The sequence below is a fragment of the Dongia sp. genome (genome assembly GCF_041910485.1).
GTDB lineage: Bacteria > Pseudomonadota > Alphaproteobacteria > Dongiales > Dongiaceae > Dongia.
In genome coordinates this window covers 24,255-33,901 of sequence record NZ_JAYRQR010000043.1, presented here as the reverse complement: position 1 = coordinate 33,901, position 9,647 = coordinate 24,255, and the positions used below count along the sequence as shown (strand labels likewise).

The following is a 9,647-nucleotide window of genomic DNA, read 5'->3' as shown; positions in this document are numbered from 1 at the left end:
GCGCAGCGCCGGATACTTCTCCGGCGCCAGATCCTGCTGCATCTCCCACTGCTTCAGCTCGTCGCGCGAGAACACAATGAGCCGCTTCGGCTTCCAGTCCTTCAGCACGCGCCGGATGAACGCCTTCCCGAACGAGCCCGTACCACCCGTCACAAGAATCGATTTCCCGTTCAAATCCGGGAGTGCCGTCTCAAACATGTCTCGTTGCCCCAATCAACTGCTGCCGAGCGTTTCGGCGCTCAGGATTTTGTTTTATTTCAATAGGTTATGGCAGACGACGCACGGCCGCATTCCATCACCGGATCGCAGGAGGGGTTAACAGCAGCCCCTAACCCTGTCAACCAGCCGTTGCGGATGCCCTTTGGCCTCAATTCCTAGCCGAAAACCGGCTCCAGGAGCCCCTTCTGCCCGGGTTTCACGGCAAAGAGGCTGCCGGCGAGGGGCGCCTTGGCCAAGGTCGGCGCATCGAGCCCCACGGTTGCCGTGGTGATATAGAGCGTATCGAGCCCTTCCCCGCCAAAAGCGCAGGAGGTCACCAGCGGCACCGGCAGGCGGATCTCGCGGTCGATCTTGCCGTTGGGCAGAAACCGGGTCACGCGCCAGCCCTCCCAATGACAGATCCAGATGCCACCCTCAGCATCGACCGTCATGCCGTCCGGCATCCCCTGCTCTTCCGAGAATTCGGTGAACAGGCGCTGGTTGGTGATCGCGCCGGTCTTTCCGTCGAGGTCATAGGCATAGACTTTGCGCACCATCGTATCCGAAAAATAGAAGGTGCCGCCGTCCGGGCTGAAGCCGGGACCGTTGCCGCAGGCAAAGCCACGGTCGTGAATCTCGCTCTTGCCGTCGGCCGTCAGGCTGTAGATGCCGCCGATCGGTTCGATTTCCTGATTGTCGGATGTGCACAGCCACAACCGCCCCTGCCGATCCACCTTGCCGTCGTTGAACATGGTGAGTTCGGCCCGGTCGTTGGGATTGACCCAGGGGGTGAGCTTGCGGGCCTTGATATCGACCTTGAACGTGCCTTCGCGGCCGGTGAGGACGAAACCCTGCTTCGCCCGCACCAGGGTCCCCGTGGGAACCCCAAGATCAAGCTTCCAACTGTCCGCCGCCCCGGTTGCCGGATCGTAGGTATGGATCGCGGGGGTCCGCAGATCCATCCAATAGATCATCTTATCTACGGGATGCCACAGAACCGATTCGCCGAGAATGGCCGGGGTACGGACGATGCAGGTGGGTTCGGCGGCGGGCATGGCGGATCCTCATGAGGTTCAGAAGGTTCCGCCGATTGTCCCGATCCGCCGCCCAATAGCAACGGCGATGATGACCTAGCTCGCCGCGCGCATATCGCTGGTGATGCGGGGCCTGGGGGCCCGTGCCGGGACCGCCCGGTCGTTGGCTGCCGGCAAGGGCACCTCGCCGTCCAGCATGCGGCCGAGTTCGCGCCGACCGCGCGCCAGGCGCGAGCGGACGGTGCCGATCGGGCAGCCGCAAATCTGTGCCGTCTCTTCGTAGGAGAGATCCTGCCCCACCACCAGCATCAGCACTTCGCGCTGGTTTTCGCTGAGCCCGTCGAAGGCGCGGAAAAGCTCCTTGAGGACCAGTACGTCTTCCTGCCCCGGCGCAACGCTGGCGAGGTTGGGGAGCAGATCGTCGCTCACCTCGACCAGGCGGCGGCGCTGGCCGGCACGCAGATTGTTGATGTGAATGTTGCGCATGATGGTGAACAGCCAGGCTTTGAGGTTGGTCCCATCGGCATAGAGATGGTGCTTGCGCAGGGCGCGCAGCACGGTGTCGTTGACAAGATCGTCGGCGGAAACGCGGTTGCGAGTCAGCATCACGGCGAAGGCTTTCAACGCCGGCAAAAACGAGACGATCTGGTTCTGGAACGTATCGGCCATCAGTTTTCCTTTCGGTCGATCTGTCGGGAGACGCCCCACCGATGCGCGGCTGGCTTGCAATCATCTGCGCCAGCAGCGCGGGGTCGTCCTGGTCCGGGAAAGGTGGCCTCGCAGGACCGAAAAGCCGAGCGACAAGACGGAGGAGAAGCTGTGACCTCCGACTTTTTTCGGGGCCGATTTTCGGATTTTTGGGACTATTTTGTGATCTTGTCCGGTGCGTCGGGAAAAGCTTCCCGGATCAGCTCCAATAGGCGCATATCGGGTGGGGTTTCTTGGGCCGCGAACATCAGTTTGAGCTGCCGTTCGAGCCACACATCGAATGCCGGTGATGATCCGGATCTGGCTTTTTTATCGATATGGGACGGCCGGCGCGATGGCGCCGCGCCACGCTCATTCAAGGGCTTTGCCCGCTTGGTATCGTCTTCGCTTCCGCCGTTCATGCCGCCCAATCGCCCTGCGCCGGATCGTGGCATTGCCCATCCCTGTCGAGGTTAACGACTGTTACCGGCTTCAGTTCCGCTTAGCGCAGATTCAGCGTTCGAGGCGGAGTTGGCGCAGGAACTGGCCGACAAGGGCCTGCTCCAGATCGGGCCGGCCTTCCAGGATGAAGCCGAGCGCCCCGGCGCCCAGCACGGCCCCCAGCGGATCGGCCCGGACGACATCGCCGGCAATGTCGCCGGCCGTGGCCATCAAGCGCGCCGCCGGACCTGTTTCTCCTGCCGAAAGGGGAGCATTTGCCGGCAGTGCCTTTCGACCCCGGAGTGCCAGGATGCCCGCCCCGGTGGCGAGAAGCGCCAATGCCAGAGCGACCAGGCCCAGTGCGGCGGCGGGCATCACCCACAGGAGCAGCCATTGATAAAGTGCAGCCGCCCCGACGCCCAGCGCGCCGAGGCCGAGGCAAGCCGCAAGGACCAGCAACAGGAAGCGCCGCATGAGCCGGTCGCTCAAGCTTTCGATCGATCCGATCATGCGACGCTCCCGATGGCTGGCCTGTTCGTCACAATGCTCAACGGTGCGTCAGCTTGCCGAGCAGGATGCCCGCACCGAAGGCCACCAGCAGGCTGGTGAGCGGGCGCGCAGCGACTTCGCCTTCCAGCGCCGCCACGCCTTCCTGAACACGGGCCTTGCCGTTGCCGACGGCATCGCTGAGGCGTGCGCTGCCTTTGTCGGCCAGGGTTCGCGCGATGGCCGATACATCGTCCTTCAGCGTGCCGAGATCGTTCTTGAGCGTATCGAATTCTTTCTCGAGGCTGCGTTCCGCCATGTTCAAATTCCTTTCCTGTCAAAGCGTCAGTTGTGGACCCGTCAGACGTCGTGCCGTCACACGTAGCCGGCGACGAGCGAGACCAGGAACAGCACGATGAAAATCAGAAACAGTATTTTCGCTATTCCGGTTGCCGCCTGCGAAATGCCGCCGAATCCGAAGACGCCGGCGATGATGGCGACGACGAGGAAAACCACTGCCCAATAGAGCATGCTGCATATCCTTCCGATCGTGGGTATCGACTGGAATAAGACGGCAAGCCGTCTTGGGTTCCGGAGAAAGGCGCGGGTGCCGAGAAAGCCGCAAGCGGCAAGAAATCGGCGCGCCTGGATCCGCGGGTTGTGCCGGCACGCTGCAACAGGGAGAAGCAGGCGCCGGCACAACCCGCGGGATCGCGGTGGCCGTGTAACCGGACGGTCGATCGCCGGGGTCGAATGCACCCGCCATCGGATCACATGGCGGGCAGACAGTAACCATTTGGGGGAAGGGTTACTGCGGCGATCGTGGGGTCGCTCCGGTCACACGGCGACCACGGATCAAGTAACGCAAGGCGGCCGGTTTGGTTCCCACGTTAAAATCGCCTTTGTGATCAATGCCGCCGCAAACAAAAACGCGCACCGCTGGCTGCGGCGCGCGTTCTGTCATCTTGAAATTCTTTACTTGGCGGCGAACTTAGCCCCCCGTCATGCGCGGCAGCAGAAACACCTCGCTGTCCGGCTTCAGGGGTTCCAGCCAGCCTTCGCGGTAAATGAGCCCGTCGATGGAGACGGAGACACCCCGCTTGATCTGGCTTTGCAGGCCCGGATAGGTCTCGCCTAACCGGGCCAGCAATTCGCCGACATTCCTGGCCTCGACTTCAACCTCCAGCTTGCCGCCGGTATGCGGCTTCAACGAACCCCAGAGGATGACGCGAGCCATGCTCTTACCCCAACCGCTAAGCTTCAGGCGGCCTTCGGCGCCTTCGCCTTCTTCGCATCCTCGATACCCTTGAGGACGCGCGGCGGCGAGAGCGGGATCTGCGTGAAGCGGACACCCGTCGCTGCAGCGACCGCGTTGGCGATAGCGGCGAGCGGCGGCACGATCGAGGTTTCGCCGACACCACGGACACCATAGGGGTGGCCGGGGTTCGGGATTTCCAGGATCTGCGTGTCGATCATCGGCAGGTCCGAACAGACCGGGATGCGATAATCGAGGAAGCCCGCATTCTGCAGGCGGCCATCCTTGCCATAGATGTATTCCTCGTTGAGCGCCCAGCCGATGCCCTGCACGGCACCACCCTGGAACTGCCCTTCGACATAGGCGGGATGCACCGCCTTGCCGGCATCCTGGATGACCGTGTAGCGCACGATCTGCGACCGGCCGGTTTCGGGATCGATCTCGACATCGCAGATATGCGTGGCGAAGCTCACCCCGGCGCCGTCGGCCGAGTATTCGTGGTGGCCGGCGATCGGACCGCCGGTGCCCGGCGAGGCCGCGGCGATTTCCTTCAACGACAGCGGCGGGAAGTTGCCGGCATTGGCGCCGGCGGGCTTGGCATGGCCCTTCTCCCACGTCACGGCGTCCTCGGGGATGCCCCAGGTCGCCGCAGCGCGCGCGCACAGCTTCTTGATGGCGTCACGGGCTGCCAGGATGCAGGCCATGCCGGTCGCGAAGGTCGTGCGGCTGCCGTCGGTCACGTCGTTGTAACCCAGCGACGAGGTATCGGCGATGATGGCGCGGACCTGGTCGTAGCCGATGCCCATTTCCTCGGCCACCATCATGCACATCGCGGCCCGGCTGCCGCCGATATCGGGCGACCCCACCGAGACGGTGATCGAACCGTCGACCGGGATGTTGAGCGTGACGCAGGACTGGCCACCGAAGTTGAACCAGAAACCCGCCGCCATGCCGCGACCCTGGTTCGGACCCAAGGGCGCCTTGAAGTGCGGATGCTTCTTGGCGGCTTCGAGCGTCGCACCCAGGCCGATCGGGCCATAGGTCGGGCCGTAGGAGGATTTGGTCCCTTCGCGCGCCGCATTCTTGATGCGGAAGTCGATGGGCTCCATGCCGAGCTTGTGGGCCAGTTCCTCGATCACGCTTTCGACGGCGAAGTTCGCCATCGGCGCACCCGGCGCACGATAGGAAATCGTCTTCGGGCGGTTGGCGACCACGTCATAGGCAATGGCGCGGACGTTATCGAGGTGGAACTGCGCGAAAGCGCTCATGGCGCCGAATTCCGCCGGCGAGCAACCCTGGAACGGGCCACCCTGATAGCGGAACGTGCCGTCGGCCGCCGTGATCAGCCCGTCCTTGGTGACGCCGATCTTGATATCGATCGAGGTCGAGGCCGTGGGGCCGCTGGCCTTGAACACTTCCTCGCGGGTCATGACGACCTTCACCGGGCGGTTGGCCTTGCGCGAGAGCGCCAACGCCACCGGTTCGATGAAGACGGTCGTCTTGCCGCCGAAGCCGCCGCCGATCTCGGACTGCGTCACCCGGAGGCGCGCAATGTCGATGCCGAGGAGCTGCGAGCAGACGTCGCGCACCATGTAATGGCCCTGGGTGCAGCACCACAGTTCCGCGCTGCCGTCCGGGCCCATGCTGGCAAGGGCCGCATGCGGCTCGATATAGCCCTGGTGCGCCGCTTCGGTCTTGAAGCTGCGCTCGACGATGATGTCGGCCTTTTTAAAGCCTTCCTCGACGTCGCCGTGGCCGAATTCGAAGCGGCGGGCGACGTTCGATGGCTTCTTCGGCTTCGGGTCGACGCCGTCGGTGAACATGTCGCTGTGGAGCAAGGGTGCCCCCGGCTTCATCGCTTCGTCGACGTCGGTCACATGCGGCAGCACCTGATAGTCGACCTTGATCAGCTTCAGTGCCTGACGCGCGATCGAGGCCGAGGTCGCGGCGACGGCCGCCACGGCATGGCCTTCATAGAAGGCCTTCTCGCGTGCCATGACGTTGCACAGCGTGTCGTAAAGACCGCCGCTGCCGCCGGTATGGTCGGGGAAGTCGTCACGGGTGATGACGGCTTTGACGCCGGGCAGCTTTTCCGCCTTGGACGTGTCGATCTTCTTGATGATCGCATGGGCATGCGGCGAGCGCAGGATTCGGCCCACCAGCTGACCCGGAGCCGAGGCGTCGGCGCCGAACTTGGCGCGGCCCGTCACCTTGTCGATGCCGTCGGGACGCAAGGGGCGCGTACCGACGACGTTGAACTTGCGCTTTCCTTCGGGAGCGTTGTCGAGCGGCATGGTTCAGGCCCTCTTCTTGGCTTTGGCTTTGGATTTCGTGGACCGCATTTCCTCGGCGGCATCCTGGACCGCGCGCACGATTTTGTCGTAGCCCGTGCAACGGCAAAGGTTGCCGGCAAGGCCGAAACGGATTTCCGTCTCGGTCGGATCCGGATTCTTGTCGAGGAGCGCCTTGGCGGCGACGAGGAAGCCTGGGGTACAGATGCCACATTGCAGGGCAGCGTGTTCCAGGAACTTCTTCTGCAGCGGATGCAGGGTTTCGCCTTGGGCCATGCCCTCGATCGTGCCGATGTTCTTGCCTTCGGCTTCGGCGCCGAGAACCAGGCACGAGCAGGTCAGGCGACCGTCGATGGTGACCGAACAGGCACCGCAATCGCCGGTGCTGCAGCCTTCCTTGGCGCCGGTCAGGCTCAAGCGGTTGCGAAGTACGTCAAGCAGCGTCTCGTCGGCTTCGCACATGAACTCGACAGGATCGCCGTTGATCTTGGTGTTGACTTTAATACCGGACATTTAAAACTCCCCGTCCTTACTTGCCGCCGAGCTTGCCGCCGGCTCGCTTGAAGGCGATGCGGGCTGCACGGCGGGCGAGCACGCCCGCGACCTTGATGCGGAATTCGCGCGTGCCGCGCTTGTCGTCGATTGGGCTGCAGGCAGCGGAGCAGGCTTCGGCGAGCGCATCGAGCGCCGCCTTGTCGAGCTTCGTGCCGATGAGGGCCTTGGCGGCCGCCGGCACCAGCTTCACGGTCGGCGCCACGGCACCGAGTGCCACGCGCGCCTTGGCGACAGTGCCCTTGGCGTCGAGCGTCAGGTTGACGGCGCAACCGACGACGGCGATGTCCATTTCCGTGCGCGGGATGAAGCGCAGGTAAGCGTCGCCCGATTTGCCGTTACGCGCCGGCAGGGTGATGCTCTCGATGATCTCGCCCTTCTTGAGCGAGGTCCTGCCGGGACCGACCGGCACGTCCTCGACCGCAACGGTGCGCTTGCCCTTGGGGCCGACGATCACCGCCTTGGCACCGGCAGCGACCATTGCCGGCACGCTGTCGGCGGCGGGCGAAGCGTTGCAAAGGTTGCCGGAAATCGTGCAGCGACCCTGGACCTGCTTCGAGCCGATGAGGTTCGCCGCTTCGACGACGCCGGGCCAGGCTTTCTTCAGGGCCGCATTCTCGCCCAGTTCGGCGCCGGACACGGCCGCGCCGATCTTGAAGCCGCTCGCGGACTTCTTGATCTCATGGGCGCCGCTGACGCCCTTGATGTCGACCAGCAGGTCGGGTTCGATGAAACCGGTTCTCAGGCGCACCAGCAGGTCGGTGCCGCCGGCGAGGATAAAGGCCTGGCCTTTTTCCTTGGCGAGCAACTGCGATGCCGCCTTCAGGGTTGTAGGACGCTCGTATCTCATTCCTGGCTTCCTTTGGCTTGGAGGGCAATCTGGGTCTACTCCGCTCCACCCCCTTTGCACAATACCCCTGCGGTCGGATGCCCTTTCGGAAAGCCCCCTAGAAGGCACGGGGAAATGCGCTCGAAACCCTTTGTTTGCGCTGCCAAGTTGCTGGTGTGCCACCCTTACATTGGGTAAGCTCGAAAAATGCGCAGGACGACAATTCCACCGCTGCTTTCACCGGCCTTTCCGATCGGCGAGGAACCGGCATGATCATTCCAGTCACATGATTATTTTGGTCATGGGCGTCAGCGGCAGCGGCAAGAGTACGGTCGGCGCTGCCTTGGCAAAGGCACTCGGGGCCGAGTTCCTCGAAGCCGATACGTTCCATTCGCCCCAGAACATCGCCAAGATGAGTGCCGGCATCCCGCTCGACGATTCGGACCGCTGGCCCTGGCTCGACGCGATCGGTGCAGCACTTGACCGTTCGGTCCTGGAAAACAGGTCGGTTGTCCTGGCCTGTTCGGCCCTGAAGCAAAGTTATCGGGAGCGCCTGCTGCCACCCGGCCGGCGGGACGGAAAGGTGATCTTCCTGCAAGGTGGCGCCGACCTCATCGCCGACCGCATGAACGGGCGCAGCGGTCACTATATGCCGCCAACACTCCTCCCCAGCCAGCTTGCCACGTTGGAACCGCCCAAGGACGCGATCGTCATCGACATCGCGCAGGGACCGGAAGCAATTTTGAAAGAGATTCTGGCGACGTTACCTCGCTGACACGCCCCTCTCCCCCCACCCTCCCCCACGTTGGGGGGAGGGAGCGCCGCTCGGTTCACTCATGCGTTTGCGTTCAAACTGGCACTAATCCCCTCCCCCCAAACGTGGGGGAGGGTTAGGGAGAGGGGGGGTCAACCCGCCTTCTTCTGCCGACCGTAGACCAGCAGCATCAGGATGATGACGCCGCCATAGATGAGCTGCCGTCCGGCCTCGTCGATTTTCATCACCGACAGCATGGATTGCAGCAGCGTGATGAGAATGACGCCGGCGATGGTGCCGACATAGGAACCACGACCGCCCAGGATGTTGGTGCCGCCCAGCACGACGGCGGCCACCGCCGGCAGCAGGTAGGGATCGCCCATGCCCTGATAGGCCTTGGTCGAATAGCCGGCGAGCAGCACGCCGGCAAAAGCGGAAAGTCCGCCCGAGGCCATGAAGGCCAGCATCATCACCCGCTGGGTGGGAAGCCCCGACAGATAGGCCGCACGCTCACGGTTGCCGATCGCATAGACCGCCCGCCCATAGGTGGTGCGGGTGAGGACGAAGATCGCGGCCGCGGCGACGAGTGCCCAGACGAACAGCGCGTTGGGAATGCCGAGGATCGTTCGTCCCGTCGCCAGGAAATGCATCATGTCGGTCGAATGATCCTGCGGTGCGAAACCGCCGGTCCACAGCACCATCAATCCTTGCGCCACCGCATTCATGCCCAGCGTGAAGATCATGGAGGGGACGCGCAGGTAAGCAACGCCGATGCCGCTTATCAGCCCCATCGCCATGCCGCACAGGATGCCGAAGGGAATGGCGAGCGTCGCCCCCATCGGCCCCCAGCCCGCCGCCGCCGTCGACATCATGCCGCCCACGGTGACGACCCACGGCACGGAGAGATCGATCTGGCCGAGGAGGATGACCAGCATCATGCCGGTGGCGATCAGCCCTAAGAACGACGCCACCTGCAATTGCTGCAGCAGATATTCGGGCGAGAGAAAACTCGACGAATAGAGGCTCCCCAGCAGCAGCAGCAGGATGATGCAGCCGAAGGCCGCCAGAACCGGCTTGTCGATGCGGGTGACGAAATCGGGAAGGGTCCGGGTCATGAGGC

General features: G+C 63.7%; 13 protein-coding genes. 1 reads left to right on the top strand and 12 read right to left on the bottom strand.

Annotated features, from left to right (window positions below; genetic code table 11):
• The 11 genes from ACE3PP_RS13730 to ACE3PP_RS13680 form a co-directional block, all read right to left on the bottom strand.
• The coding region (locus ACE3PP_RS13730) for a polysaccharide biosynthesis protein (protein ID WP_374379415.1) at window positions 1-198 on the bottom strand (198 nt) is incomplete at its 3' end.
• Window positions 199-374: 176 nt separating this feature from the next.
• Window positions 375-1,253, bottom strand: coding sequence for an SMP-30/gluconolactonase/LRE family protein (locus tag ACE3PP_RS13725; protein ID WP_374383213.1), 879 nt, complete (start codon window positions 1,251-1,253; stop codon window positions 375-377).
• A 75-nt stretch (window positions 1,254-1,328) separates the two neighbouring features.
• The gene (locus tag ACE3PP_RS13720; protein ID WP_374383211.1) at window positions 1,329-1,901 is read right to left on the bottom strand and encodes a sigma-70 family RNA polymerase sigma factor; all 573 of its coding nucleotides are present in this window, start codon (window positions 1,899-1,901) and stop codon (window positions 1,329-1,331) included.
• Between the two features lie 194 nt (window positions 1,902-2,095).
• Complete coding sequence (locus ACE3PP_RS13715) at window positions 2,096-2,341, bottom strand: hypothetical protein (protein WP_374383209.1); 246 nt, start codon at window positions 2,339-2,341, stop codon at window positions 2,096-2,098.
• A gap of 91 nt (window positions 2,342-2,432) precedes the next feature.
• A complete protein-coding gene (locus tag ACE3PP_RS13710) occupies window positions 2,433-2,870 on the bottom strand; it encodes a hypothetical protein (RefSeq protein WP_374383207.1) in 438 nt (145 codons plus the stop codon).
• Window positions 2,871-2,907: 37 nt separating this feature from the next.
• On the bottom strand, window positions 2,908-3,165 hold the full coding sequence (locus ACE3PP_RS13705; RefSeq protein WP_374383205.1) for a hypothetical protein: 258 nt from the start codon (window positions 3,163-3,165) through the stop codon (window positions 2,908-2,910).
• Window positions 3,166-3,221: 56 nt separating this feature from the next.
• Window positions 3,222-3,377 carry a DUF1328 domain-containing protein gene (locus ACE3PP_RS13700; RefSeq protein WP_374383203.1) on the bottom strand — a complete coding sequence of 52 codons (156 nt, stop codon included), beginning with the start codon at window positions 3,375-3,377 and terminating at the stop codon, window positions 3,222-3,224.
• Between the two features lie 460 nt (window positions 3,378-3,837).
• On the bottom strand, window positions 3,838-4,083 hold the full coding sequence (locus ACE3PP_RS13695) for a MoaD/ThiS family protein (RefSeq protein WP_374383202.1): 246 nt from the start codon (window positions 4,081-4,083) through the stop codon (window positions 3,838-3,840).
• A gap of 23 nt (window positions 4,084-4,106) precedes the next feature.
• A complete protein-coding gene (locus ACE3PP_RS13690) occupies window positions 4,107-6,395 on the bottom strand; it encodes a xanthine dehydrogenase family protein molybdopterin-binding subunit (RefSeq protein ID WP_374383200.1) in 2,289 nt (762 codons plus the stop codon).
• 3 nt (window positions 6,396-6,398) lie between these two features.
• Window positions 6,399-6,905, bottom strand: coding sequence for a (2Fe-2S)-binding protein (locus ACE3PP_RS13685; protein WP_374383199.1), 507 nt, complete (start codon window positions 6,903-6,905; stop codon window positions 6,399-6,401).
• A 16-nt stretch (window positions 6,906-6,921) separates the two neighbouring features.
• The gene (locus ACE3PP_RS13680; RefSeq protein ID WP_374383197.1) at window positions 6,922-7,794 is read right to left on the bottom strand and encodes a xanthine dehydrogenase family protein subunit M; all 873 of its coding nucleotides are present in this window, start codon (window positions 7,792-7,794) and stop codon (window positions 6,922-6,924) included.
• Between the two features lie 265 nt (window positions 7,795-8,059).
• Here ACE3PP_RS13680 and ACE3PP_RS13675 point away from each other — a divergent pair, with 265 nt between their 5' ends.
• Complete coding sequence (locus ACE3PP_RS13675; RefSeq protein WP_374383195.1) at window positions 8,060-8,548, top strand: gluconokinase; 489 nt, start codon at window positions 8,060-8,062, stop codon at window positions 8,546-8,548.
• Between the two features lie 131 nt (window positions 8,549-8,679).
• On the opposite strand, the gene ACE3PP_RS13670 is transcribed toward ACE3PP_RS13675, so the two are convergent.
• The gene (locus ACE3PP_RS13670) at window positions 8,680-9,642 is read right to left on the bottom strand and encodes an ABC transporter permease (protein WP_374383193.1); all 963 of its coding nucleotides are present in this window, start codon (window positions 9,640-9,642) and stop codon (window positions 8,680-8,682) included.
• Window positions 9,643-9,647: the final 5 nt, after the last annotated feature.

Bases quoted from the DNA above. Each gene is read 5' to 3' on its own strand.
- ACE3PP_RS13725 (WP_374383213.1), bottom strand. From the start codon at position 1,253: ATGCCCGCCGCCGAACCCACCTGCATCGTCCGTACCCCGGCCATTCTC.
- ACE3PP_RS13720 (WP_374383211.1), bottom strand. From the start codon at position 1,901: ATGGCCGATACGTTCCAGAACCAGATCGTCTCGTTTTTGCCGGCGTTG.
- ACE3PP_RS13715 (WP_374383209.1), bottom strand. From the start codon at position 2,341: ATGAACGGCGGAAGCGAAGACGATACCAAGCGGGCAAAGCCCTTGAAT.
- ACE3PP_RS13710 (WP_374383207.1), bottom strand. From the start codon at position 2,870: ATGATCGGATCGATCGAAAGCTTGAGCGACCGGCTCATGCGGCGCTTC.
- ACE3PP_RS13705 (WP_374383205.1), bottom strand. From the start codon at position 3,165: ATGGCGGAACGCAGCCTCGAGAAAGAATTCGATACGCTCAAGAACGAT.
- ACE3PP_RS13700 (WP_374383203.1), bottom strand. From the start codon at position 3,377: ATGCTCTATTGGGCAGTGGTTTTCCTCGTCGTCGCCATCATCGCCGGC.
- ACE3PP_RS13695 (WP_374383202.1), bottom strand. From the start codon at position 4,083: ATGGCTCGCGTCATCCTCTGGGGTTCGTTGAAGCCGCATACCGGCGGC.
- ACE3PP_RS13690 (WP_374383200.1), bottom strand. From the start codon at position 6,395: ATGCCGCTCGACAACGCTCCCGAAGGAAAGCGCAAGTTCAACGTCGTC.
- ACE3PP_RS13685 (WP_374383199.1), bottom strand. From the start codon at position 6,905: ATGTCCGGTATTAAAGTCAACACCAAGATCAACGGCGATCCTGTCGAG.
- ACE3PP_RS13680 (WP_374383197.1), bottom strand. From the start codon at position 7,794: ATGAGATACGAGCGTCCTACAACCCTGAAGGCGGCATCGCAGTTGCTC.
- ACE3PP_RS13675 (WP_374383195.1), top strand. From the start codon at position 8,060: ATGATTATTTTGGTCATGGGCGTCAGCGGCAGCGGCAAGAGTACGGTC.
- ACE3PP_RS13670 (WP_374383193.1), bottom strand. From the start codon at position 9,642: ATGACCCGGACCCTTCCCGATTTCGTCACCCGCATCGACAAGCCGGTT.